This window comes from Virgibacillus halodenitrificans (assembly GCF_001878675.1).
GTDB lineage: Bacteria > Bacillota > Bacilli > Bacillales > Amphibacillaceae > Virgibacillus_Q > Virgibacillus_Q halodenitrificans.
This window is the reverse complement of record NZ_CP017962.1, coordinates 933,356-958,229: the sequence shown is the minus strand read 5'-3', so window position 1 is coordinate 958,229 and position 24,874 is coordinate 933,356. Positions and strand designations below refer to the sequence as shown.

At 37.6% G+C, this 24,874-nt stretch carries 23 protein-coding genes and 1 tRNA gene; 11 read left to right on the top strand and 13 right to left on the bottom strand.

Features of this window, described 5'->3' with window-relative positions:
- Positions 1-117: 117 nt before the first annotated feature.
- The 3 genes from BME96_RS04910 to BME96_RS04900 form a co-directional block, all read right to left on the bottom strand.
- Positions 118-738 carry a hypothetical protein gene (locus BME96_RS04910; RefSeq protein WP_071648462.1) on the bottom strand — a complete coding sequence of 207 codons (621 nt, stop codon included), beginning with the start codon at positions 736-738 and terminating at the stop codon, positions 118-120.
- Positions 739-1,123: 385 nt separating this feature from the next.
- A complete protein-coding gene (locus tag BME96_RS04905) occupies positions 1,124-3,184 on the bottom strand; it encodes a catalase (protein WP_071648461.1) in 2,061 nt (686 codons plus the stop codon).
- A gap of 213 nt (positions 3,185-3,397) precedes the next feature.
- Positions 3,398-3,470 (bottom strand) — tRNA-Val (locus tag BME96_RS04900).
- 483 nt (positions 3,471-3,953) lie between these two features.
- Here BME96_RS04900 and BME96_RS04895 point away from each other — a divergent pair.
- From BME96_RS04895 to BME96_RS04870, 6 genes are all read left to right on the top strand, one after another.
- Positions 3,954-5,684, top strand: a complete 1,731-nt coding sequence (locus tag BME96_RS04895) for an ABC transporter ATP-binding protein (protein ID WP_060680009.1) — start codon at positions 3,954-3,956, stop codon at positions 5,682-5,684.
- A complete protein-coding gene (locus BME96_RS04890; protein ID WP_071648460.1) occupies positions 5,674-7,494 on the top strand; it encodes an ABC transporter ATP-binding protein in 1,821 nt (606 codons plus the stop codon). Before BME96_RS04895 ends, BME96_RS04890 begins: the two co-directional genes overlap by 11 nt.
- A gap of 66 nt (positions 7,495-7,560) precedes the next feature.
- Positions 7,561-8,289: an alpha/beta hydrolase gene (locus BME96_RS04885; protein WP_019378874.1), complete on the top strand. Its 729-nt coding sequence runs from the start codon at positions 7,561-7,563 to the stop codon at positions 8,287-8,289.
- Positions 8,290-8,446: 157 nt separating this feature from the next.
- Complete coding sequence (locus BME96_RS04880; RefSeq protein WP_060680005.1) at positions 8,447-8,965, top strand: YjcG family protein; 519 nt, start codon at positions 8,447-8,449, stop codon at positions 8,963-8,965.
- Positions 8,962-9,384, top strand: coding sequence for a GNAT family N-acetyltransferase (locus tag BME96_RS04875; RefSeq protein ID WP_071648459.1), 423 nt, complete (start codon positions 8,962-8,964; stop codon positions 9,382-9,384). The genes BME96_RS04880 and BME96_RS04875 overlap by 4 nt, the downstream gene beginning before the upstream one ends.
- A gap of 282 nt (positions 9,385-9,666) precedes the next feature.
- Positions 9,667-10,374, top strand: coding sequence for a DUF421 domain-containing protein (locus BME96_RS04870; RefSeq protein ID WP_019378871.1), 708 nt, complete (start codon positions 9,667-9,669; stop codon positions 10,372-10,374).
- 45 nt (positions 10,375-10,419) lie between these two features.
- On the opposite strand, the gene BME96_RS04865 is transcribed toward BME96_RS04870, so the two are convergent.
- The 3 genes from BME96_RS04865 to BME96_RS04855 all read right to left on the bottom strand — a co-directional run bounded on the left by BME96_RS04865 (position 10,420) and on the right by BME96_RS04855 (position 11,274).
- On the bottom strand, positions 10,420-10,668 hold the full coding sequence (locus tag BME96_RS04865) for a hypothetical protein (RefSeq protein ID WP_060680000.1): 249 nt from the start codon (positions 10,666-10,668) through the stop codon (positions 10,420-10,422).
- A 99-nt stretch (positions 10,669-10,767) separates the two neighbouring features.
- On the bottom strand, positions 10,768-10,992 hold the full coding sequence (locus BME96_RS04860) for a hypothetical protein (RefSeq protein WP_060679998.1): 225 nt from the start codon (positions 10,990-10,992) through the stop codon (positions 10,768-10,770).
- Between the two features lie 45 nt (positions 10,993-11,037).
- The gene (locus BME96_RS04855; RefSeq protein ID WP_019378868.1) at positions 11,038-11,274 is read right to left on the bottom strand and encodes a hypothetical protein; all 237 of its coding nucleotides are present in this window, start codon (positions 11,272-11,274) and stop codon (positions 11,038-11,040) included.
- Between the two features lie 203 nt (positions 11,275-11,477).
- Here BME96_RS04855 and BME96_RS04850 point away from each other — a divergent pair, with 203 nt between their 5' ends.
- Positions 11,478-11,933 carry a CotY/CotZ family spore coat protein gene (locus tag BME96_RS04850; RefSeq protein WP_019378867.1) on the top strand — a complete coding sequence of 152 codons (456 nt, stop codon included), beginning with the start codon at positions 11,478-11,480 and terminating at the stop codon, positions 11,931-11,933.
- Positions 11,934-11,990: 57 nt separating this feature from the next.
- Here BME96_RS04850 and BME96_RS04845 read toward each other — a convergent pair whose 3' ends face one another.
- Positions 11,991-12,548 (bottom strand): CotO family spore coat protein, encoded by a 558-nt coding sequence (locus BME96_RS04845; protein ID WP_083547414.1) that lies wholly within the window; start codon positions 12,546-12,548, stop codon positions 11,991-11,993.
- 787 nt (positions 12,549-13,335) lie between these two features.
- A complete protein-coding gene (mgtE, locus tag BME96_RS04840; RefSeq protein WP_019378865.1) occupies positions 13,336-14,718 on the bottom strand; it encodes a magnesium transporter in 1,383 nt (460 codons plus the stop codon).
- Positions 14,719-14,897: 179 nt separating this feature from the next.
- Between mgtE and prpE the strand changes: the two genes are divergently transcribed.
- Positions 14,898-15,638 (top strand): bis(5'-nucleosyl)-tetraphosphatase PrpE, encoded by a 741-nt coding sequence (prpE, locus tag BME96_RS04835; RefSeq protein ID WP_071648457.1) that lies wholly within the window; start codon positions 14,898-14,900, stop codon positions 15,636-15,638.
- Here prpE and BME96_RS04830 read toward each other — a convergent pair.
- Genes BME96_RS04830 through BME96_RS04820 form a run of 3 tightly spaced genes read right to left on the bottom strand, consistent with a single transcriptional unit; the run spans position 15,622 to position 17,985 of the window.
- Entirely contained in the window at positions 15,622-16,515 is an 894-nt protein-coding gene (locus tag BME96_RS04830; RefSeq protein WP_071648456.1) for an RluA family pseudouridine synthase, read from the bottom strand. The two genes, prpE and BME96_RS04830, sit on opposite strands and share 17 nt — an antisense overlap.
- Positions 16,516-16,537: 22 nt before the next feature.
- On the bottom strand, positions 16,538-17,341 hold the full coding sequence (locus tag BME96_RS04825) for an NAD kinase (protein ID WP_019378862.1): 804 nt from the start codon (positions 17,339-17,341) through the stop codon (positions 16,538-16,540).
- Positions 17,342-17,376: 35 nt separating this feature from the next.
- Positions 17,377-17,985, bottom strand: a complete 609-nt coding sequence (locus tag BME96_RS04820; RefSeq protein ID WP_019378861.1) for a GTP diphosphokinase — start codon at positions 17,983-17,985, stop codon at positions 17,377-17,379.
- Between the two features lie 312 nt (positions 17,986-18,297).
- On the opposite strand from BME96_RS04820, the gene BME96_RS04815 reads away from it, so the two are divergent.
- From BME96_RS04815 to BME96_RS04805, 3 genes are all read left to right on the top strand, one after another.
- Positions 18,298-18,864: a CYTH domain-containing protein gene (locus tag BME96_RS04815; protein ID WP_071648455.1), complete on the top strand. Its 567-nt coding sequence runs from the start codon at positions 18,298-18,300 to the stop codon at positions 18,862-18,864.
- A gap of 148 nt (positions 18,865-19,012) precedes the next feature.
- Positions 19,013-19,393: a globin domain-containing protein gene (locus tag BME96_RS04810; protein WP_019378859.1), complete on the top strand. Its 381-nt coding sequence runs from the start codon at positions 19,013-19,015 to the stop codon at positions 19,391-19,393.
- A 17-nt stretch (positions 19,394-19,410) separates the two neighbouring features.
- Positions 19,411-20,304 carry a ClpXP adapter SpxH family protein gene (locus BME96_RS04805; protein WP_019378858.1) on the top strand — a complete coding sequence of 298 codons (894 nt, stop codon included), beginning with the start codon at positions 19,411-19,413 and terminating at the stop codon, positions 20,302-20,304.
- Positions 20,305-21,453: 1,149 nt separating this feature from the next.
- Here the strand turns inward: BME96_RS04805 and pepF are convergent.
- Positions 21,454-23,268, bottom strand: coding sequence for an oligoendopeptidase F (gene pepF / locus BME96_RS04795; RefSeq protein WP_071648453.1), 1,815 nt, complete (start codon positions 23,266-23,268; stop codon positions 21,454-21,456).
- A gap of 105 nt (positions 23,269-23,373) precedes the next feature.
- Positions 23,374-24,564, bottom strand: a complete 1,191-nt coding sequence (locus BME96_RS04790; protein ID WP_071648452.1) for a competence protein CoiA — start codon at positions 24,562-24,564, stop codon at positions 23,374-23,376.
- Positions 24,565-24,874 lie beyond the last annotated feature (310 nt).

Sequence of the window (24,874 nt, the reverse complement as noted above, 5' to 3'; positions counted from 1 at the left end):
CATCACCCCTGATTATATTACGAGCGGCATCGCTCTCCAGTTTCAATATATTCAGAAATTTACCCGCGAGTAAAATCTTCTTCTTAAAGCTATTGTTGGTCTATTAGTAGCAGCTAGTTATTGACTTTTTGTTTTATTAAATTTTGCCTTTAAAAGATACACTGCATCATATTTCTTTATTGTTTCGAGATTTCCTTCAACATCACGGTAAAAGTCCTCTGATAGGCTATGCATGGAACCATCTCCACTTTTATAGCAAATGGAAGACAGTATTATTTCTTCCTTTACCTGTTCGGAAAGAAATGGATTTGTAGCCCACACACTAGACATATTTTTCAATCCTTTTTCCCCGATTCGCTCTGCATTAGTTAAATCGCTTGTTCCTCCATTGCTAAACACCCCTACATTAAAGACAGACATTTCCTGTTCTCCTGCATCCTTCGAAATGGCAAACATTAAATAGCCCTTCTCCTTAATGTCAGAAATAAGATGATTGACTTTCTCTGTTTTTTTACCAAATTCATATTTATCCAACCATAGCTCCACTTCTTTGTAAGACGGATCTGCTTTAAAATCAAAAATAAATGACTGCTCGGCAGTGGATAAAAGGATCGCTTCCTCTCGTTCTGATAAATCAGACTCATTTACTTTGATGGAGGTTGATGTTTGTTCATTTGAGCAACCAGCCAAATAACTAAGTACTAAAAATATAGCAAAGATCCATATGAACTTTTTCATCTCGTTTCCCCTTTTCGGCATCCAAGTATGTACTCACACATGGCCGTTCTTTTAAAAGCTGGACTCTACTGCATTAAAAAGACTAGAGAGCATCTCGTAAACCTTTACACTAAGCAATTTTAATTTTCCTTTATCATACCATAATTTACCTATCAGAACGCTCTTTACAATTTAAATTTTTAACGGAGAGATTTTAAAACTAAACGCGGCTTATTTCGAAATTCGGCACTTTTACATTAATAGTAAAAAAAGAGAGCTTAATTAGCTCCCTCCCCTTACTGTAATGCCTTCACTAATGTTTCCAGATTTTGTTGCATAAGTGTAAATATGCCATCTGTTGTATTTTTTACATGGCGCTCAATACACAGTCAATCTTATACAATTTCTATGTTCTATTCCAAAAACGTTGTTGGGCAATAGCTGCCACAAAATCTTTATTAAAGTCTGGATTGTTAGCAGCAAAAACGACTCCAGCTAAATTATTACTTTTTGATGTGTGAATATAAGACTGCCCGCTTGTCGCAACCCCAATAGGTTTATAATGTTTATACGCATGATGGACGTAATCCAGTACTTCTTGCATAAATTTATCCTGTTGCTTCACATTCCCGCCTACAACATAAAGAGAGTCAACAAGATACGGGCTTGAAGTAAGAAACGTGTCTTCCACCTTCAGCCTAGTTCCATCATTTCCAGTAACTGTTCCAAGGTTGTCACTGATTATTTTAATGAAAACACCTTTTTGCTGTAAGTAATGAAGCACATTTGCTACTTCAGGGCCATTAAACCCGTCACCAATCAGCACACCTACCTTTTGCGTATAAGCATAAAAAGGAGAACTTTTTGCTTGGCTAAGAGAAGGGTAGCTTGTGGAAACAGGAACCTGTGATTTGGTTGGACGTTCTACACCGATATTTTCGGCGACAATGCTGGCCAGATCATTATCTACATTTGCTAACAGATCGACATTTTGTTGACGGACAGATTTACTTTCTACTTTCCCCAACTGATAACTGAAACCTTGGATCGTGTGCTGCTTTTCAACAGGTGTTAAGCTATTCCAAAAGATGCGTGGTTGTGTAAAGAAATCATTGAATGATTCACTCCGCCCACGAACTACATGCCCTTCCACTTTCTTTGGATAGTGTTCATATCCGCCTTCTTCCGGGGGCGTAGTGTAAGGCGTGTTATTTGCTAGTGAATTTTCGTGATAGTTTACCTGATCCACATCAATTCGATACCTCATAGGCCCCCGACGCTGATTATTATGAAATGGACAAATTGGTTTGTTTATTGGTAAGTCTTGAAAGTTAGGACCCATTCGGTGCACTTGAGCCATATGATAGGCAATTAATCTGCCCTGCAATACGGGATCATTGGAAAAACCTATTCCAGGAACCACATTTGCAGGATTAAAAGCAACTTGTTCAGATTCCGTATGATAGTTATCAATATTTATATTTAAGGTCATTTTTCCGATAAGTTGCACAGGAATGAGCTCTTCCGGCCAGAACTTCGCTGGATCTAGAATATCAAAATCATATTTAAACTCATCCTCTAATGGAATTAATTGTACTCCCAATTCATACTCTGGATATGCTCCCTTTTCAATCGCTTCTCGTAAATCTCTGCGGTGAAAGTCCGGATCAATGCCACCGATTTTTATAGCCTCATCCTGAAGTAGCGAATGCGTGCCAAGAACAGGTTTCCAGACAAATCGAACAAAGGTTGCTACACCTTTATCATTCACAAATAAATACGTATTGATGGACCAGGATTCCATCATACGGTAACTTCTCACGATTCCCCTATCTGACATAATCCATTGCACCATATGAAGTGCTTCCGGATTGCTAGCTACATAATCCCAGAAGTAATCATGTGCACCTGAAGCTGTTGGTATATCATCATCTGGCTTTGATTGGTATGCATGCATCACATCAGGAAACTTCATTGGGTCTTGGTTAATTAATACAGGCATCGCAATTGTTGTCAAATCGTAATTTCCTTCTTCTGTATAAAACTTTACACCCTTACAACGTAAATCCCTCGCTGTATCATATGAGCCTCTAGGTCCTTGAACCGTAGAATATCGCACTGTCAACGAAGTTTTCTTCCCAGGTTCCTGTAAAAAACCTGCTTTTGTTACATGTCTCATCGATTGATAGCACTCAAACTCCCCATGCGCACTATATCCTCTTGCATGCACAACTCTTTCCGGTTGTTCTTCCTGCACAAAATGAGACATCTTCTCAAAAAAATGCCAGTCTTCATGTAAGGAAGGGCCACGCTCTCCAGCTTTTAATGTCTCTGAATCATTTGATATTTTTCTTCCCTGATTTGTTGTCAATGGCTTCCCAGTATCTTGCACGCGATACCGATCCAACTGCTCATTTTTTAAATTATCAGCTGGATTGTGATGTCTTGATGACTTATCTTTATCCATGCAATCACCTATCCTCATTCAAGTTGTTTTACACTATTTATATTTATATGTCTATTTTTAAAAGTTAGAACATTTTTGGTGAATGGATAAAAAGTGAGTATACAGCGAAGCCTAAGGATTTTATCAGAGGATATAAGTCTACATATGCTATAACAAAGAACAACAAAAAAGCTGCCACCCTTTCCTAAGAAAAGGTGCAGCTTCTTCTAGTAGTGATTCCGATTGGGCTCGAACCAACGACCTCATGCCTGTCAAGCATGCGCTCTCCCAGCTGAGCTACGGAATCGTATGTAATAGACAGTAACATAACTATATAAAATTTACATCAACCTGTCAATATGTTTTTTCAGCACAATTAATGCATATGATCGCCTGACAAACGTATAAGCAGAGGTCTTTAGTACAAGATAATTATAGTTGTCAGTGTCTTGAAAAGCATGAATTACCTTTTTAGCCAAGGCACTATTCGAGTAAGCAAGATAACCAGGGCACTGACCGAGACAATCATTCGTCTATTTGCGACATGCCTCCTTTCACTCGAGACAGACCTTCCACCTCCCGCGACACATCAGCTCTTACCCGAGACTACCGCCTGCCCTACCGAGTCAACTCACTCCCCAGCCGAGACGCACACTCCCCTTACCGAGTCAACAACTCATCCTCCCCTTAATTCCTTCGCCTCCCGAAATGGAATGTTGGATAAAATTAAACAATACTATTATACTGTTATAATAGTTAGAAATTTTGCATTCAAATATGGAGGTTCAGCATGAGAACAGTTCTTTCCTATATTAAACCATATAAATTTGCTGCTATTTTTGCGTTTCTTTTAATGCTTATTGAACTGGCAGTTGAGTTATTGCTTCCGTTTTTCCTAGGTAAAATGATTAATGATGGAGTTGTGACGAAGGATATGTCCAATATTGTAATGTGGGGAAGCATTATGATTGGGCTCGCCTTCACTGCATTTATAGCAGGTATTATAAACTCTTTTTATGCTTCCCACGCTGCCTGGGGATTTGCCCATGATATAAGGGAAAAGCTATTTGCTAAAATTCAGGCTTTTTCCTTTGCAAGCTTAAATAAGTTTCCCACATCCGGACTGGTCACTCGGTTTACTAATGATGTTCGCCAGGTACAAAACACTATATTCATGGGATTAAGAATTATGGCCAAGGCGCCACTTATCGTAATTGGTGGAGTCATCATGGCATTTGTCGTGGATGCAAGGCTAGCATTTATTTTCCTTATTACTGTACCATTGCTTGTCGGATTTATTTTATGGGTGTTAAAAGTCGCCAGTAAGATGTTTGATCAGGTTCAGACAAAAGTCGATCAGGTAAACCGTGTTATGCAAGAGAATTTGGCTGGCATGCGATTAATTAAGGCATTCTTCCGGCGTAAACACGAAGAATCCCGTTTTACTACTTCCAACGAAGAGCTGGCGACAGAGACACGACGTACGTTTCGTTTTGTGGAAGCATCCATGCCTGTCCTGTTATTCGTTATGAATTTAAGCCTGATTTTTATTATTTGGTATGGGAATGCCCAAGCAGTTGCGGGCCAGACCTCTGTTGGTGATGTGGTGACTATTGTCAACTATGCTATGCGTGTAGCTATGTCCATTTCCATGTTCACTTTTATCATTATGGCTTTTTCCCGTATGCGTGCATCCGCCAATCGTTTGGAGGCTGTACTTGCAGAGGAAAATGCTTCTGAAACAGATAAAAGCGCCGACAAGAAAACGGTCGTAGCAGATGGAAGAATCACTTTCAATGAAGTATCATTCACATACCCTACCGCGAAGGATATGGTACTTAAAAATATTTCATTCCGAGTAAATGCAGGGGAAAAGCTTGCAATTATCGGTGCCACCGGAGCTGGAAAAACCTCACTTTTCCAATTGATTCCACGCTTGTTTGACGCAACAAAAGGAGAAGTACAGATTGACGATCAGCCTGTGGATTCTTACACATTGGATAATCTTCGGGGAAGTATTGGTTTTGTACCGCAAAGTCCACTGCTCTTTACTGGCTCCATCACAGAAAATATTGCATGGGGAAAGCAGGATGCAACAAAGGATGAGATTATCCAAGCAGCAAAGGATGCTCAAATTCATGATACGATCATGGATTTACCTAAACAGTATGATACCAAAATCGGCCAAAAAGGGGTTAACCTTTCAGGTGGACAAAAGCAACGCATATCCATTGCACGCGCATTAATTCGCCAACCCAAAATCCTTATGCTGGATGATAGTACAAGTGCACTTGACCTCGCAACAGAATCCCGCTTACTGGAAGCAGTGGATGACTATGAATGCACTATCTTAATTATTACGCAAAAGATATCCACTGCCACAAGAGCGGATCGGATTTTACTAATGGATGAAGGTAATGTGTTGGCACTTGGAACACATCAAGAACTGTTAAAACATTCAGAGCTTTATAGACGCATTGTAGAATCTCAGTTTGGAAAGGAGTATGCATATGCGGAATAATTCATTTACAAGGCCTTTTCAATATAAGCGGATTCCCTTAGAAAAACTTTCCAAGGAGAAAAAACGAAAAGCAAATGATGCAAAGGGAACCATTAAACGAATTACATCCTATTTGATGCGAGAAAAAGCGAAGCTGGCATTTGTTATTCTCATGGTTGTTCTTAGCTCAGGGCTTAGTTTACTTGGTCCATTCATGATCGGAATGGCTATTGATGATTTCATTGTTACAAAGCAGACAGCAGGCCTGGGTATGCTGCTCGTATGGCTTATTGTCATTTATCTTTTCCACTCATTATCCATCTTTTTGCAAAATTATTGGATGGTAGGGATTGCTCAAAATACGGTTTATTCATTAAGAAAGGATTTATTCTACCAGTTTCACCGCTTACCTATTTCTTATTTTGACAAAAGGCAGCACGGCGAACTGATGAGTCGAATTACTAATGATATCGATAATGTAAATAACACGTTAAACCAATCCGTGATCCAGATTTTTTCCAGTGTATTAACACTTGTTGGTACAATTGGAGTAATGTTATACCTTAGCCCCATCCTGACAGTTGTTACCATGTCCATTATTCCATTAATGTTTCTTGGCATGCGCTGGATCACCAAACGTACAGGTCCTTTATATAAATTACAGCAAAAAGACCTCGGTGAAGTAAATGGCTACGTTGAGGAAATTGTCTCAGGGCAGCTGATAGTAAAAGCTTTTTCTCAGGAAGAACGAGTAATTGGAGAATTTGAAGAACGAAATTCAAATTTAAATCGATCTGGGTTTTGGGCATTGACTATTTCCGGGTTTATTCCCAAAGTAATGAACATGTTGAACTTTCTTAGCTTTGGATTAATTGCGCTTGTAGGTGGTATTCTGGCGATCAAGGGATTCATTACTGTTGGTGTAATTGTAATTTTTACGGAGTACGCACGACAGTTTACCCGACCATTAAATGAGTTGTCCAACCAGTTCAATATCCTTTTATCAGCCATCGCAGGAGCAGAACGTGTCTTTCAAGTCATTGATGAGCCACAGGAAGAAGCAGATGAGGATAGTGCTATTGAATTAAATACAACGAATGGTCATATTATTTTTGATCATGTTTCCTTCGGTTATGAGGAAGACGCCATTTTAAAGGATATTAGCTTTGAGGCAAAACCTGGAGAAACCGTTGCTTTTGTCGGACATACGGGTGCTGGAAAAACAACAATAATCAATTTAATATCCCGTTTTTACAATTATGATGAAGGTAAAATAACACTTGACGGTAATGACTTAAAAGATATTAAACGTTCTAATCTTCGTAAACATATGGCTTTTGTACTGCAGGATTCCTTTCTTTTTCATGCTACAATAATGGAAAACATCCGCTATGGACGGCTGGAAGCAACCGATCAGGAAGTAATACAAGCTGCGAAAGATGCAAATGCACATGATTTTATTGAAAAACTTCCAGATGGCTACAATACAATTCTGGATCAAACCGGCAGTGGAATCAGCCAAGGCCAGAAACAACTGCTAACAATTGCTCGCGCTTTATTAGCAGAGCCTGCGATACTGGTTCTTGATGAAGCAACGAGTAATATTGATACAATTACTGAATTAAAAATTCATGAAGCACTAACATACCTCATGGAGGGGAGAACCAGCTTTGTTGTAGCCCACCGCTTGAATACCATTCAAGAAGCGGATAAAATTATCATGCTGGAGCACGGAAAAATTATTGAAGCTGGCAGCCATGATGAGCTACTTGCTCAAAAAGGAAACTACTATCAGCTCTACCAGGGACAATTATTGGAAAAAGCAAATTAGTACCCCTACAAGTTTAGAGAGGAAATAATTAGGGAATTTACAAGAGAAAGTTCTGAGGTGTTATACATGGGCAGAAAAGGAAAAATGATAGAAGAAACGATTGAAAGCAAATATTTAGAAGAAACTATGACATTGAAAATGTATCAGCCGGAAACATTCTCACCATTGTATAAGTACAATATCTGCATCATGCAGGATGGAAATGATTACTTCCAAATGGGGAGAATTGCTACATTAAGTGACCGTCTGCATGAAGCAGAGGAAATCACTAACACTGTCTTTATAGGCATTCATTATAAGGATAAATTTGATCGTAGAGAAAAATATCATCCAAGTGGAAAACAAAATGAAGCTTACACCAAATTTCTTGTGAATGAGGTGGTGCCATTGTTGGATGACATCCTTCCGACTTATCACATGGGGCAATCGAGGGCATTAATGGGAGATTCTCTTGCTGGTACGCTTGCATTTATGACGGCTTTAAAATACCCAAATACATTTGGAAAAGTAATTATGCAATCTCCTTATGTAGATGAAACCGTGTTGGATGCATTAGAGAATGCCAAAGATATTCACTCCATCGACATTTACCATACGATTGGTACAGACGAAACCAATGTGGACACGACGGATGGTAAACAAATGGATTTTGTTAAGCCAAACCGTACATTAAAGGAAGCATTAAAAGAGAAAGGCTCCACCTACACGTACCATGAATTGGAAGGCGGGCAACATACTTGGAAATATTGGCAAAAGGATATGAAGCGGTTGTTAACAACAATGTTTGAAGAGTAAATTTTATTTTAATAAACACAAAAAAATCTCTTATTTTTGAGTTTTTTGTTATAATAGGAAATAACTTCAATTCAAGACCACTGTAAACAGAAAAAATTAAAGCAGCGAGCACAGACTACCATGAAGTAAGTAAAACTACAATAGGAGGTTTTTCATTATGAAATATGGTATCGTTATTTTTCCTTCCAAAGCCATTCAAGATGAGGCAAATTCATACAGAAAGCGTTATGATCCGCATTATGCTTTAATTCCACCACATATTACTTTAAAAGAGGCCTTCACAGCCGATGAAGGTACTTTAGATGAATTGGTTGTTGAGTTAAAGAAAATCGCAAATGAATCAGACCCTTTTACTATTAATATTAATAAAGTAAGCACATTCTCACCAGTCACCAACACTATTTACCTGAAAGTTGAACCAAGACAAGAGTTAATTGATCTATACGAAAAAATGCATCAAGGTAAGTTCCTTAATAATCAAGAATATGCATTTGTTCCACATATTACAATTGCACAGAAATTACTTGATGACGAATATTCGGATGTTTTTGGCAGCTTAAATATGAAGAAATTTGAAATGGAAGATACAATTGATCGATTTCAATTAATGTATCAATTGGATAATGGTTCCTGGACTGTTTATGAGTCATTTGTGTTTGGGAAGGAAAGCCTGTGAAAATTAAAAAAGTAGAAAGCCAACAAGAGTTAAAGCAAGCATATCACGTCCGCATGGTCGTATTTGTAGATGAACAACAAGTTTCTCCAGAAGAAGAAATGGATGAACATGATGCACACTCCATTCATTTTGTAGGCTACGAAGGGGCTGAGCCAATTGCTGCCAGTCGCCTTCGTTTTGTAGATACATATGGGAAATTGGAACGAATCTGCATTTTGAAGGAACATCGTGGAAAATCCTTTGGAAGGCAAATGATCGAAACAATGGAAAAAGAAATTGTAGCTCAAGGCTATAAAAAAGCAAAACTTAATGGACAAATACAAGCAGAAAACTTTTATAAAAAATTAGGTTACCAAACCGTTTCGGATGAATTCATGGATGCAGGAATACCTCATGTAACCATGGTAAAGGAACTATAAAAAGGAGCACCCGGTATTAGTGGGTGCTCCTTTTTATAGCAATAATTGAATTGTCCTGCAGCTTGGCAGCTTTTCTTCGAGGGCTTATTTTTGCCTAATGCTTTTCCGTGGAGGAACTCCTCCTACTTCTTTCTCCAGTGGTTTAGTCTCAACTCCTATATCAAATAGCTAGATGATTTTATTCACCTTTTTCAGAATTTCTCTGCTAATTATTTATCCAGCGAATGAAAAGAATGGCTCCAGGTTAAGCTAAGCATAAATCGGCTTACAGGGGGATCTATAATGCAGGCATATTTTTCCATGTTTTATGAAACTTTATTTGGGTTTTTTTCCTTGTTCATTTTAGCTAAAGTATTAGGAAAAACCCAGATTTCGCAGCTTACTGCATTCGACTTCATTTCCGCATTAATCCTTGGAGAGCTTGTAGGTAATGCTCTCTTCGATGATGAAGCAGGAGTTGCCGAAATTGCATTTGTTGTTGCACTTTGGGGTATTCTACTATATATTACGGAAATTATTACCCAGAAATTCAAGAGAACCCGCCATTTACTTGAAGGAAACCCGGAAATCGTTATATATCAGGGCAAGTTAATTAGGGATACAATGAAAAAGAATAATCTGGATATTAATCAACTCCAAAATATGCTTCGATCGAAGGATACGTTTTCCATTCGAGAAGTAGAATATGCATTGTTAGAAACGGATGGGACTGTATCTGTCTTAAAGAAACCAGCATTTCAAATACCAAACAAAAAGGATATGAATGTTTCTCAACCGGAAGTTCATTTGTCCATTACTCTAATTAATGATGGAGAGATCATTTATGATAACTTAAAAGAGCACAACCTCTCTGAGGAATGGCTCTTGGAAGAAGTCAAAAAGCAAGGATACGAGAAAACAGAGGATATTTTCTATGCAGAGTATATGAAAGGTAAGGATTTACTCGTCCTTCCTTTCATCAACAGGGAACATATTAAATTTAAAGAGTAGTTACTGAAAAGAAAAAATCAAGGTTTAATTAAACCTTGATTTTTTCTATGCCATTTCGTTAAAATACATACCCTTTTCGCTTACATTTGAAAAAGCATTTTGCTGGGAGGAATAAGAAACTGGTTGATAATATCCAGGAGTCAATCGCTCGTGTTCTTTAGAGATTTCCTGATGTTCCTTTTCCAAAACTACTTTAAATGGTTTCTCAATATAAAACGGTTTTCGTTTTCTTTCCGTCATACGTACATGATAATCACTATACTGATAGTTGGTTACTGGTAAAATGTATCCCATTACTCTCCCCCCTTATAGTTACTTGAATTATTATATTATTCGTATCATTAGTTAATTATATATACCCTTTTCACAAAAAATTAACCCTTCTTCAAAATATTATTTTTCCATTTTTTTCTCTAATTCATGAATCCACTTCTCAAATGCAGAAATTTTATTCAAAAAACCTTTATTCCATTTATCCATTTCGCTTTCTAAAGTTGCTTTTTCCTTATCCCATTCTGCCATCTTTTTCTCAAGGGCTTGGAAGTACTTTTCGTTTTTATCCAAATGCTTTTCAATTGCTTTAAAATGCTTCATCCATGGAATTGACGGCTTTCTCATATAACATAACTCCTTAAAAAAGCAACCAACGTGTGGTTGCTTTTTTTAAAACCAAAATGGCCTTCTACGTTCTTCCTCATGTTCAGAATGTTCTCCGCTTTCTCCGTAGTGCTCTCTCTCCTCGGATGATTCCTTTTCTTTCTCATCTCGTTCGTCCCATCTCGGCCTACCGAAGAATGGATAAACGTCCCGTGGTCTTCTTTGATTGGTAGGTTCTACATATACATTGTCTGCCTTAATAACCAAATCCTTAACATGGATAACTTGTTTTTTCTCTGACATTTATGTTCCTCCTTACAAATTTATGGTCGATATTAGTCTATGTAGACATTAAGAATTGGTATAGTCATTCGCCCTAATCCAAATGAAATCAACAAGATATATGTCTTCGGTAAACTCCCTTCAATCGCCCACACACTATAGATGTAAACACATATTCTATTAAAGACAACTGAGTCAATAAATATTGAAAGGAGTTTTAATTTATGGGTTGTGGAAAAGATTTTTCAACAGGAAACTGTGTCTGTGATATCCTAAAGGATATTGTTGAGGCGCAACAAGATGTAGTAGAAAATTGCTGTGTAACAAGCTGCGAAAGGTCCATTAGTGATTTGTTAGGTGAATCAGATAATGGGAATGGTTTAGATACAGTACCTGTCATTTTGTACTGTAAAGAAGGATGTAAACCATTCAAAGGGTTTGGTGCTGATCCAGACGATATCGGCGACATGATGGCAAGCTTCTTCTTCCGCGTTAAAAAGGTAGACGACGATTGCTGTGCTGTACTTGAATTGCTAAGAGATCCACATGATAATAATCCAAATCCGGATAATCCAGTAGAACAAGATACAAAGCCACTTCGTGCAACTGGCATTTGTATTACTGTAGATTTGAATTGCTTCTGCCATGTCACTTGCCTACCAGCTATTAGTGCATTCTAATTCAAAGTTTACGCATTATAAAACACCATGGGGCTTTCCCATGGTGTTTTTTTCTTATTAAAAACCTATCATTCGAATAGCGAGAATATCATTTATCGGAATTTCTGTGTCATTCGTGCGCTTACCTACACGCATGATAACTACTTCATCCTTGCTATCTTTAATTACCCCACGATAGTTGCGTTTTTCTGTTTTAACTTCACAGCGTAGGTCAGGGGCATGGACGGGGGAGTTTACTAGATATTGAATTTTATCTTCTATGCTCATATCTTTAAACTTTGTTTTCTCTTTTACAGGCGGCTGGTCTGTTTCTCTCCTCTCGGTTTGTTCCTTTTCAGAGATTGCTTCATCTTTTTGAATTTCTTTAGATTGTACAGCCTCTTCTTTAGCAACCTCGTTTCTATCCTGCTTAGATTCCTCTTTAAAAAAGTTTCTTTTCTTTCTTACTGAATTAGAACTATTTTTGCTCGTTTCAGCTAACTCATCTACAGAGGTTGGCTCTTTGGCTTTCTTAGGTGAAATATATTGATGTTGCATCGGTGCTTGAGGTCTTTCTACCTGTGGTTGATGAATATATAACATTGGGTCTTTCGCGAATTTCTTTCTTGCCATCATGTATCTCTCCCTTACATATCATTCCTCAGCATATTATATGAATTGCCTAATTGAAATGTGTTTTGGCCTATAGCTAGGGTTGGCGTGGTCATTTTATAGTACAAACGTTATCGCTTACGCCCCCACTTCCTATGCAGTTGAAGGATTCTAATCTCGCTACGGGAAAATATTACGCTTTCCGCGGGCGGCCTGCGAGCCTCCTCGAACTCCACTAACGTTTCGTTCTGTGGGGTCTCGCTAGTCTCGCTTTTCCCGCTGGAGTCTTCATATTTTCCCTTCGCTAGGATGCGTTAGGAATATCGAAGTGATAATATATTTGTAACAAAAAATAATTGAGCAAACTCTATACTTAGATAAAAGTCTATACCAATTGATTGGAATGGAAGATGGCGACTCCTGCCGGAATAGCATGAGCTGAAGACCCTGCACGGAGCGTAGCGGAGGAAGCGGCTGAAGCCATGCCGGTGGAAAGCGTCCATCTGTAATGGAAATCAATGGCGATAGGTGATCTTCTAAGCGTATTGAGATAACTTTTTAGTAGTTATAATCCTATTACAAGAGGTATACTTCCTCACCTCCGAGCACAAGAGCGAAGTGTATTTTCCGAAACGATCATTTACAAACAACTAAGTTAGTTCGCATTTTATTCATTTTGCGAATCAATGGGTAACCCTAAACGTATATATTAAAAAACCATATTTCCGAACGACTAAAAAAACCGAGCTCATGAGAAATATATCTAAACATTCCTCAGAACTCGGTTTTTTCTTCTATCCTGAAAGCTTTTTTAAACAAGAAAACCCATAAATGCAGTGGCCATTCCAAAATAAATCAATACAGAGATAATATCATTAATTGTAGTGATAAATGGCCCTGATGCTACCGCAGGGTCAATATTCATTTTATCCATCAAAACAGGTACAAGAGAGCCTGCGATAGTTGCCACTACAAGAGAAGCAGTGATCGAGAATCCAACTAGTAATCCTAAGTAAATATCCCCTTTCCATAGGTAGACAATACCTGTGATTACTATTCCGCAGACCGTACCAGTAATTACTCCCGTGCCAGCCTCTCGAATAATCAGTTTAATCTTCCCTTGCTTGCCATAATCCCCTGTTGCCAGGCCACGTACAGCAACAGCAAGAGCTTGTGTGCCTGTATTACCCGCCATTCCTGCGATAAGCGGTATAAAAATTGCCAAAACAGCGACTTGATCAAGTGTATCTTCAAACCTGCCAATTAAGCTTGCTGTAAGCATGCCTAAAAATGATAATATAATTAACCAAGGCAGTCTTTTTTTTGCTGAAAGAAAGGCACTATCGTCGGGGCGATCGATCTCAGATACCCCCGCAAGCTTGGAATAATCATCACTTGCTTCTTCATCCATAACATCTAAAATATCATCGACAGTGATAATTCCTAATAAATGCTCCTGAAAGTCAACAACTGGTAATGCTAAAAAGTCGTAGTCTCTGATCATCTGAGCAACATCTTCTTGATCTTTACCTACGGATACAGCTACAATCTTCTCACTCATAATTTCTTCAATTCTAGTTTCCTCATCCGCGATAATTAAATCTCTTAAAGAAAGTACACCAACCAACCGCTTCTCATCATCAAGTACATATAAATAATAAATGGTTTCCGCATCAGGGGCCTCTTCCTTGAGATGCTGCATCGCTTGTCTGGCAGTATTTGTTTTAAATATAGCTACAAACTCCGTAGTCATAATACTTCCTGCAGTTTTTTCCTCATAATGCAGGAGCTGTTTTATTTCATCGGCAGCATCTTTATCCATGATGGTAAGGAAGCTTGCTACCTGATCCTTTTCCAATTCGTTTAATATATCTACTGCGTTATCTGCCGCCATCTTTTCTAATACCATAGAGGCGAAGCGAGGATCCATTTCTGTAATATAGGAGGTTGTATCCTCCAACTCGATACTTTCCATAATTTCAGCTATCTCATCAGGTGATAAATAGGAATAAATTTGCAGGCGAATGTTTTTCTCTTGTTCCATAAAAAACATTGCTTGGTCATATGGGTGCATGTCCATAAATTCAGTTCGGAATTCTTCCAGATTTTCATTCGCTAATTCCTGTTGTAATTTCTCCCAATGAACTTCATATTGTGATTCATAGTTCTCGTCATATCGGTTTGTAGATTCCATTTTTATACACCCTTTCATCAAACAGAAAGCCTACGTAATTATTTTCCCTAATAAATTATTACTAAAACAGCCAATACTATTTACATGACTGTACGTTCGCCTCGATAATAATAATTCAATTTTATTATGAAATCAACTATAATTACAGAAAAATACACGCTATAAAGGTGGTCAGGATAATGAAGATCGATGTGATAGGTGACGTTCATGGTTGCCTGGAAGAATTAAAAGAATTACTTCAAAAGCTAGGATATGGTAAAAATGACACAACATACACGCATCCCGAAGGAAGAATACCTGTCTTTCTTGGTGACATTACAGATCGCGGGCCTGCCTCCATGAAAGTCATACAGCTTGTTTACGAAATGGTAGTTGCAACGAAAAAAGCTTATTATGTTCCAGGAAATCATTGCAACAAGCTATACCGCTATTTCCTTGGGAATAAGGTGAAACAAAATAACGGGTTAGAAACCACTGTAGCGGAATACAAATCACTTTCAGATGATCAACAAAAGAAAATAAAAAACCAGTTCATGGAATTGTATGAAGCATCTGAGCTCTATCTGCAGCTTCCGGAAGTTCATGCTGTTATCGCACATGCAGGAATTAAGACTTCCTATATAGGACGAACAGATAAAAAAGTAAAGACCTTCGTCTTATATGGAGATATTACTGGTGAAAAGCATGAGGATGGCCGACCTGTAAGACGAGATTGGGCCCAACATTATCATGCTTCTGACTGGATTGTATATGGTCATACACCAGTCAAGAAACCACGAATTGTTAATAAAACAATTAATATTGACACTGGTTGTGTTTTTGGGAATGCGTTAACTGCTTTTCGTTTGCCAGAAGAAACAACCATTGCAATTCCCTCAAAACAACCTTATGTTGAAGAGAAATTCAGCTTTTTTGACTAGTGCTGTGCACCATTGCCTGCATATCTGGCGGTAGTGGTGCACAGAACTGCATTTGCTCTTTCGTAAAAGGGTGTATAAAAGAAAGCTCATCACAATGAAGAGCTTGCCTGTTCATCCATTGTCTGGATCCACCATAAAGATCGTCCCCTGCCAGCGGACAACCCATATAAGAAAAATGTACCCTAATTTGGTGTGTCCTTCCTGTTTCAAGCTGAACATCAGCAAGAGAATGCTCTAGCAATTCCTTAGTAATTTGATAATGAGTGATTGCATGTTTTCCGTTTTCTTCAACCGTTCTTTCAATGATAGAGCCTTCTTTTCTCCCGATAGGAGCTACTATAATTCCACTTTTCTCAGGTAAGCTACCTTCTAAAATTGCTTTATATTTTCTTTTCACTGTTCCTGTTTTTTGTTGAAGTGACAATAAAGAATGACTGTAACGATGCTTTGCAACGAGCATCAAGCCGGAAGTGTCCCGATCCAGCCTGGTTACAATATGAATAGTATAGGGAATGTTCTTCTTTTCATAATAACCAAGCAGTCCATTGGCAACCGTTCCAGAAGTATGTTGATATGAAGGACTAACCGGCATACCGGCAGATTTATTTAACACCAGAAGCTCTTCATCTTCATACACAACATTCAACGGGATATTTTCCGCCTTCATATAGCTACCCTTTTTCTCAGGAGGAAATAAAATCGACAACGTATCTCCCGTTGATAATTTAAATGTAACTGTTTCCGGATTCCCGTTAACGAGTATTTCTCCCCCTTCATACTTCAAAGCCTTCATAATTCGTTTCGAGAACCCTTGCACTTCTTGTAAATATTCTCGAATTTGTTTACCTTCATCAATGGGTTTAATCTTCCATTCCATGTATCTTCATTCGCTTTCCCTATTAATCATCTTCTTCTGCCACAAAGGAATCGCGCACACGATTCCAAAATGGAAATGGCCGAAATCTTGCAAAACGAATTCTTTCTTCCGCAACTCGGCACTGAATGGATTTCACATTTACATAATTAGTTGTAAAATGATCAATTGCAATTAAAAAGCTGCGGTCAACCATTGGCTTTAAAAGCGCGGTATGGTGCTTCGGTAAAATTAGTGGGGATCCTATCGTACGGAATACCCGATTATTAATTGATGCCATTTCTGTTAGTTGGATAGCATCTAAGGAAGGATGGATAATCCCTCCACCTAATGCTTTGTTATAAGCTGTACTTCCTGAGGGTGTAGAAATACATAAACCGTCTCCACGGAAGGTCTCGAAATGTTCTCCCTTAATTTCCACATCAAAAACAACTGAACCGTCAGCCGTTTTAATTGTAGCCTCGTTTAAAGCCAGGAAACGGTCTTCTGTTCCTCCGGTTTTAGAACGAATAGTTACCTCCAGCAGTGGATATTCCACTACTTGAAAAGGTGTTTTGGCAATTTCAATGATTAGCTTTTCAACTTCATCAGGAACCCAGTCTGCATAAAAGCCTAAGTGCCCTGTATGTACCCCAATAAATGCAGTGGAATCAAGTCTGTGAACATATCGATGGAAAGCCTCCAAGAGCGTGCCATCTCCACCAACCGAAATAACAAGATCCGGCTCCTTCCGATCATACTCCAAATCAAATTCGATTAGATATTGCTTCATTGTTGCTTTAATCCTGTTCGAGCGTTCATCGCCTTTTGATACAATTTTAAACTTCATTTTAATCATCCCCCTTTTTTAGACGTTTGCCGTTATTATTTTCTATGAAAAATACGTTGTGCCTCTTGAACTTCATGTTTGATTGCAGACATTTCCTCATCTAATTTAAATGCTGCTTCTGCAGCCCTTTGTAATCTTTCCTTAATTTCTGTTGGAATTCTTCCTTTATACTTATAATTCAAGGAATGTTCATTTGTAGCCCAGAAATTCATTGCTAACGTGCGAATTTGTATTTCTGCAATAATCTTTTTCATTCCATCAATTGTTTCCACAGGATAGTCAATTATAATATGATAAGAACGATAACCGCTTTCTTTCTTCTCAGATATATAATCCTTTTCTTCGATAATATTAAAATCCTGTCGGGAACGAATCATTTTAACAACTGTATAAATATCGTCAACAAATTGACATACGACTCGTACACCAGCTATATCCTGCATATCCCGGTCAATATTCTCAAGCGAAATTCCTCTAGCTTCCGCTTTTTCCAAAATGCTTGGAATGGGTTTCACTCTTCCAGTTATAAACTCAATCGGAGAGTGTCTTGATTCATATTCAAATTGTTTACGAATACCTTTTAATTTTATTTTCAGTTCTTCAACCACCTGTGCATAAGGTGCTAATTTTGCTCCCCAATTCATTATCTATACACCACCTGTTTTTCAGGTCCTCAGTTGTAAGAAAAGCATATGTGTCTTCATCGACTCTAATAAATTTAGATACAAGCGAATAAAGTGACGCCTTAAGCTATGTAAGGTCAGCCTTCATTTTTGATAGGATCGACGCTGACAATGAACTTAACAGCATTATTCTTACGTTGAAAAGTTTAACTAAACACCTGTCTGTTTCATCCCCATTATTGTATCATAATCTTACACAATGGCTAATCATTGCATATTTATTTTAAATTAGCCATAATCAATAGTAACCTTTTTAAGTTAGGGGGAATACTAGTGGCACAAGAAATTGAAATCGAATATAAAAATTTACTTACAGAAGAAGAATATAATCATCTGTTAACTCATTTACCTTTTACAAATTCTATTCAAACACAGACTAATCATTATTTTGAAACAAAGGATTTTTCGTTAAAGAAAAACGGATGCGCATTACGAATTAGAGAGAAAAACGGTCAGTATAAGCTTACATTAAAAGAGCCACATTCAACAGGCTTGCTGGAAACACATGATCATTTAATTCATGAGGAAGCAAATCAATGGATGAATGATTCACCAATCCCCAAACCCCACACAATGGCCCAATTAATGAAAAAAGGAATAGCTGTAGAGGAACTCCATTATTTTGGAAGTCTTATAACTGAGCGAAACGAAATAGAATACCAAGACATTGTACTTGTCCTTGACTACAGCACATACAATGGAGTAACTGACTATGAATTGGAACTGGAAGCCAGTTCAGAAGCGTTGGGTGAGATGAGGTTTAATCAAATCCTCAAGGAGTTTCAAATACCTAGAAGAACGACTCCAAATAAAATTCAGCGTTTTTTCAAAACCCTCTAAGACTTATTAAAGTAACTATAAATCAGATTAGTTGCCCAGGTTCATTTACGTTGCTACAATATATACAATTAAGGCTTGTTGGCCTATGTAGAATTAAATGCTTGATTATTTTTAACTACATTTATAATTTTTACTAGGAGTAATGTTGATGAATAGACCTGGTTCCATTTATGAAGCCATTGGTGGTGCGGATGCCATTCACCGGATTGTGCAAGCATTTTATAAACGAGTGGGAGTACATCCCAAGCTTATACCTATATTCCCAGAGGACTTAACTGAGACTGCAAGAAAACAAACTTTATTTCTCACTCAGTTCTTTGGTGGTCCTCCTCTTTTTTCAGAAGAACGTGGCCATCCAATGATGCGAAGAAGACACCTGCCATTTGAAATAACTCCGACACGCCGGGATGCTTGGCTTGAATGTATGAAGGAAGCGCTCGAAGAAGCTGAAATTGAAGATCCGTACCGTACAGCTATATTTGAAAAATTGACCCTAACAGCAAATCACATGATGAACACACCAGAATAGAAGAAAGGAGAATCGATGTGAGTGGGAATTCAAGTGAGCTTCATGGCTCAACCTGTACAAACACATCGCCGAAATATAGCTATATCGATTTAGTCCAGAAGCCAATTGAAATGTATGTTTTTGTTGACCCTCTATGCCCGGAATGCTGGTCGCTCGAACCCTATATTAAGAAGCTGACTATTGAATATGGTCGATTTTTTACCATACAGCCAATTGTCAGTGGTCATTTAAACCATTTAAATAAAGACCAATTTGATAAACCTATAAAACTCCGTGATATCTGGGAAAAAACAGCAAAGCGAACCGGAATGAGTTGTGACGGCGATATTTGGATTGATAATCCTATTTCATCTCCTTGGATTGCCTCATTGGCTGTAAAAGCAGCTGAGCTCCAAGGTAAAAAAGCAGGAAAGGTATTTTTGCGCAGAATTCAAGAGAATGCCTTTTTAAACAAACTAAATATCTCAGAAAAAGATGTTCTGCTACAATGTGCAGAGGAAGCTAATCTGGATGTAAATGAATTTGAAAACGACCTATATTCTGCATCTGCAAAAAAAGCCTTCCAATGTGACTTGAAATTAACACAAGAGATGGAAGTCGATTATATTCCTACAATCGTATTTTTTAATCAAATGAGTGACGATCAAGGGATTAAGATATCCGGCTTATATCCATATGATATATACGTAAGGGTGCTAAAAGAGATACTGCAAAAATCACCTATTCCATCCGAGAAGCCACCTTTAGAGGATTTTGTAGCCATGTATGGCAGTATTGCAACAAAAGAAGTAGCAGTTGTTTATGATTGGACGGTAGCAAAAGCTGAAAAAGAAATGAAGAAGCTGCAGTTAAAAAGAAAGGTAAGTAAGCTACCAGCAAAATACGGGAATTTTTGGAACTATTTATTGTAAAGTGAGCCGATGTAAGGCTCATTTTTTATTTATAATAAAACGTGGGGATTTACTACTTTTGGCGCAGTCTGGAATTACGTCCCGCCATGTTTTTTTAAATCAAATGTAGATGAATTAAAATTGGATAAGATAATCGATACTTGAGTAGTGTTCAGATGAAATTAAGGGGTATGTTTTTAAGATATATTTATTCGTTCAAGAAATCACAAACTTATGGAAATAAAATAAGGATATACGGGGCAGCGTATATCCTTATTATCTCTCTTTGTATTTATACAAAGGGGGATGGGAGAAAGTTTCATGATTCAAACAAAGGGGTTTTGTTTGTCATCTTACAAGTAATACTATAACAGCAAATTATCTTTCTATCAATAAGTATGTTCATGATTTCACAAAAGTGTCACTTCTAATTATTTTTAGCTCATCATATTATTATATATAAGGATTAAATAGTTGACAGGAGTGATGGTTCATGCAAAATATTCTCCCATTTTTGTTTATATTATTAACTTTGTTTGCCTTTTTCATTAATATTCTTGGGTTAATGTCAATCATTCCCCTCTATATTACATTGCCCTTATTATTTATTTCTATCTACCTTACAGTATATTCATTTACGAACAGAACAACCAGACGCGTTTATCGCGGAATGCGGTAATCCCTAGTTGCTATGTAAAATCGATTTCTACTGTAAATGTTGGGGTACTATGTTTATTCATAGTAGGAGGAAACTGTGAACTAGTGTGGGGCCAATCAGCAGCGGAGCGGAGATTTTCCGCTGGAGAGTGAATTAATCAGCAGGAGAGTGAGATAATCCGCCGGAGAATCAATTAATCGGCTGCAGAGCGAAATTATCCGCCGGAGAATCAATTAATCAGCTGCAGAGCGAGATAATCCGCCGGAGAGTGAATTAATCAGCTGCAGAGCGAGATTTTCCGCTGGAGAACAAACTAATCAACCGGAGAGCAAGATTATCCGCCGGAGAAATTCACAAACTTTCACCATAAGTTATTTTCCGGAACGACCGTTTGCAGTACTATTAAGTTACTTCACAATTTATCCATTTTCCATATCATTGAATACCCCAACATTTATATTAAAACCTAAAAAAGCAGGGTGCGACCAAGTTAGGTCCATCCTGCTTTTTTCTTATTTCAATAAAAGTTTTTCCATCTCATTTAGTTTTTCTTCGAATAGATCCAGTGCATCAAGAATAGGTTGTTTTGATGTCATATCCACACCTGCTTTTTGAAGTACCTCGATTGGATAGTCACTACTTCCCGCCTTCAGAAAATCAAGGTAACGAGTTACAGCTCCTTCTTTACCATGTAAAATATTATTTGATAGGGCCATTGCAGCAGAATAACCTGTGGCATATTGATACACATAGTAATTGTAATAAAAATGTGGAATTCTCGCCCATTCTAAGCCGATTTCCTCATCTGAAACGACTGCATCACCGAAGTATTTTTTGTTAAGATCATAATAAAGTTCGGTTAACTTATCAGCAGTTAAAGCTTCGCCATTTTGTGCTCTTACATGAATATCATGTTCAAATTCTGCAAACATCGTCTGACGGAATACAGTACCACGGAATCCTTCTAAAAAGTGATTTAACAAATAGAGTTTTTGTTTTTCATCCTCTACATTGTTCAACATATAATCATTTAACAAAGCTTCATTCGTTGTGGATGCAACCTCTGCCACAAAAATAGAATAGTTTCCATAACGGAATGGCTGAAATTTACGTGTATAGTAACTATGAACCGAATGCCCGAGCTCGTGAGCTAGTGTAAACATATCATTTACGTTATCCTGCCAATTTAATAATATATATGGGTTGGTACCATATGCTCCTGAAGAATAAGCACCACTTCGTTTTCCTTTATTTTCCTCCACATCAATCCAACGATTCTCATAACCTTCTTTAAGAATATCTACATATTCTTCTCCAAGTGGAGCGAGTGCTTCTAAAACATTTTTCTGTGCTTCTTCATATGGAATCTTCATATCTATATCCTGGACAAGTGGTGTAAATAGATCGTACATATGCAATTCATCGAGTTTTAATACTTTCTTTCTTAGTTCCGCATAGCGATGAAGTAATGGAAGTTTTTCATTAACAGCTTCAACTAAATTATCGTACACTTTTTCAGGTATATTATTATCATCTAAAGCAGACTGCCTTGCAGATTCATAATTACGTACCTTAGCATAAAAGTTATCTTTCTTAATATTACCACCTAGTGTAGAAGAAAAAGTATTCTTAAATTTCCCATAGGTATCATACATTCCTTTAAAAGCTGCTTCCCTTACGCTTCGGTCCTTTGATTCAAGAAAACCAATATATCTGCCATGCGTTAAGTCAACTTCTTCCCCGTCTTCATTTTTAATTGTTGGGAACGTTAAATCCGCATTATTCAACATACCGAATGTTTGAGAAGCACTTGACATAGGATCAGATGCTTCAGCAAGTAACGCCTCTTCTTTTTCGCTCAAGATATGTGGCCGCTGCCGATTAATTTCGTCTAATGTTTTTTGATATGCCTGTAGCTCTTTGTTCTCTTCTAAAAAGTTCTTTAGCTTCGTTTCCTCCATCGTTAAAATTTCCGGAACGATAAAACTCATTGCACTTGAAGCGATGGTCAGTACATTTTCAGCCTGCGCATTTAGTCCTTGATACCATGAATTGGTCGTATCCTGGTCATAGCGCATATGCGCATATGTATACAGCTTTCCTAATCGCTCAGATAATTCATCTTGCAGCTTTAGTACACCAAGCAACTGATCGGATGACTCAGCCAGTTTCCCTTGATACGCTTCTATTTTGGGAATATCAGTTTGTAGTTGTTTTAATTCTTTTTCCCATATTTCATCTGTAGCGAAAATATCCTCTAATTTCCATGTGCGTTCTACTGGTAGTTCTTCACGCTTTGGTAGTGCTTTTGTTTTTGATTTTGCCATAAAAGCTCCTCCTTCTATTCCAAAAAAATCTTTCCTTATATAGTAATTCGTGAACACAAAAGAAAAATCCTGCAAAAAGGAATCCTTAAAACTTAGTATAACGAATTAACGGGGAATCATGCTTGGATTTTGATTGAATAGCTTTTCCAAAACAACTTTGTCAGCATAGAGCGCTTTTTCTAATGAAGCTGGCTGTTTGATTTCTTTACGTTTCACATATCGTTCATTTAACTTATTGAGAATTTTTAGCGTTACTAAATGTTCCAGATATTCTTGGATAGGATTAGCTGGTGAATGCAATAGGTGGAATTGCTGAGACAGTTGATGATGGAACCGGAGAAAGATGTGGCAGGAGGAGAGAGTAAAGCTTGCTCCTAAAGGGAGAGGAGAAATATAATCCAACAGCAGACGACTTTGCCATTCATATAGGGGGGTTTTCATTCTCATTTGAAAAGAGACAGGCAAATGTATAAGTGTTGGTAGTATTTCACGATGCAGTCCTTTTAAATAAAGCCATTGATACCATTTTCTCTCTCTTCCGAAAAGTCGATTTGGTTGATGGACTCTAAATCGCTGCTTTTCTTTTATCCACACGTTATATAGTTCTTTTGGTTTTAAATTCTTGGCCATAAAAAGCTCAAGGAATCCAATAATAGGAAGAGATTGAATATGAAACTTCCCTGTAGCTACGCCTTTTCGGAGAATATAAATATCATGTATGGTTAAAAATTGAAATGTTTCCGGACAGAAAAAGTAAATGCATAGTGGATAGTCAGAGGAAAATTGGTGGAAAAATTGGATGAGGAAGTCGTTTATTTTAAAATGATTAGCGGTCTTCCGCTGAAATAGATTCATGCCTAGAATCCAAATTGGTATAATACCCGCACGCATATAGCCTTTATTTCTTTTTTGAATAACTGTGGTGGGAATTCTTACACATTGAAATTCAATTGCTATTTTTCTTCCATTCCAGTTTACAAGGATATCGGGGCGTTGCTGTATTTGTGAAAGATATTCTTCCATTTGTGTATTTATTTGCTGTCCTTTTAACCAATCATATAGCGCCAGCTTTCCTTTTTCATGATACGCTCCCTCTCCTCCTTCCTTTGCAATACACTCTCCTTCTTGATAATGTGCAAAATGTGCAATATTCTTTGTTCCTGCCTTCATCATCACCCTTTCCTTACAAGCTGGGCAATAAAATTCCGTTTGTGATTTCTTCCATTCCGCTATTTCATTTCTTGTAGCATGCGGAAGAGTGACTAACACACCTTTTTCATTCATTGCTTGCAGCATAAATAGATCACCTCCATTGTTTATAATTCAACAGAGACTATAAAAACCCTTCTTAATACTTTACAGGATTGAAAAATAACAGCAGGAATAGTAATAATTAAATAAGAAGCAGCAGTTCTTATCTCTTACACTGTTTACATATATTTATTTTTATAATACAAATGTTGAAATAAAGACTTACCTCATACAATTCATAATTCGCAGTAGGAGGAAACTGCGAACTAAAGTATATTTTATTTTAAGGAAGCGGATGGACCCATTGATTTACGCTGCAGGGGGACGCTTTCCACCGGCATGGCTTCAGCCGCTT

Bases quoted from the DNA above. Each gene is read 5' to 3' on its own strand.
- BME96_RS04885 (WP_019378874.1), top strand. From the start codon at position 7,561: ATGGGCAGAAAAGGAAAAATGATAGAAGAAACGATTGAAAGCAAATAT.
- BME96_RS04860 (WP_060679998.1), bottom strand. From the start codon at position 10,992: ATGAGAAAGCCGTCAATTCCATGGATGAAGCATTTTAAAGCAATTGAA.
- BME96_RS04865 (WP_060680000.1), bottom strand. From the start codon at position 10,668: ATGGGATACATTTTACCAGTAACCAACTATCAGTATAGTGATTATCAT.
- pepF (WP_071648453.1), bottom strand. From the start codon at position 23,268: ATGGCAAAATCAAAAACAAAAGCACTACCAAAGCGTGAAGAACTACCA.
- prpE (WP_071648457.1), top strand. From the start codon at position 14,898: ATGAAGATCGATGTGATAGGTGACGTTCATGGTTGCCTGGAAGAATTA.
- mgtE (WP_019378865.1), bottom strand. From the start codon at position 14,718: ATGGAATCTACAAACCGATATGACGAGAACTATGAATCACAATATGAA.
- BME96_RS04895 (WP_060680009.1), top strand. From the start codon at position 3,954: ATGAGAACAGTTCTTTCCTATATTAAACCATATAAATTTGCTGCTATT.
- BME96_RS04845 (WP_083547414.1), bottom strand. From the start codon at position 12,548: ATGATGGCAAGAAAGAAATTCGCGAAAGACCCAATGTTATATATTCAT.
- BME96_RS04820 (WP_019378861.1), bottom strand. From the start codon at position 17,985: ATGAATTGGGGAGCAAAATTAGCACCTTATGCACAGGTGGTTGAAGAA.
- BME96_RS04880 (WP_060680005.1), top strand. From the start codon at position 8,447: ATGAAATATGGTATCGTTATTTTTCCTTCCAAAGCCATTCAAGATGAG.
- BME96_RS04905 (WP_071648461.1), bottom strand. From the start codon at position 3,184: ATGGATAAAGATAAGTCATCAAGACATCACAATCCAGCTGATAATTTA.
- BME96_RS04850 (WP_019378867.1), top strand. From the start codon at position 11,478: ATGGGTTGTGGAAAAGATTTTTCAACAGGAAACTGTGTCTGTGATATC.
- BME96_RS04810 (WP_019378859.1), top strand. From the start codon at position 19,013: ATGAATAGACCTGGTTCCATTTATGAAGCCATTGGTGGTGCGGATGCC.
- BME96_RS04890 (WP_071648460.1), top strand. From the start codon at position 5,674: ATGCGGAATAATTCATTTACAAGGCCTTTTCAATATAAGCGGATTCCC.
- BME96_RS04870 (WP_019378871.1), top strand. From the start codon at position 9,667: ATGCAGGCATATTTTTCCATGTTTTATGAAACTTTATTTGGGTTTTTT.
- BME96_RS04830 (WP_071648456.1), bottom strand. From the start codon at position 16,515: ATGGAATGGAAGATTAAACCCATTGATGAAGGTAAACAAATTCGAGAA.
- BME96_RS04790 (WP_071648452.1), bottom strand. From the start codon at position 24,564: ATGCTGCAAGCAATGAATGAAAAAGGTGTGTTAGTCACTCTTCCGCAT.
- BME96_RS04855 (WP_019378868.1), bottom strand. From the start codon at position 11,274: ATGTCAGAGAAAAAACAAGTTATCCATGTTAAGGATTTGGTTATTAAG.
- BME96_RS04910 (WP_071648462.1), bottom strand. From the start codon at position 738: ATGAAAAAGTTCATATGGATCTTTGCTATATTTTTAGTACTTAGTTAT.
- BME96_RS04825 (WP_019378862.1), bottom strand. From the start codon at position 17,341: ATGAAGTTTAAAATTGTATCAAAAGGCGATGAACGCTCGAACAGGATT.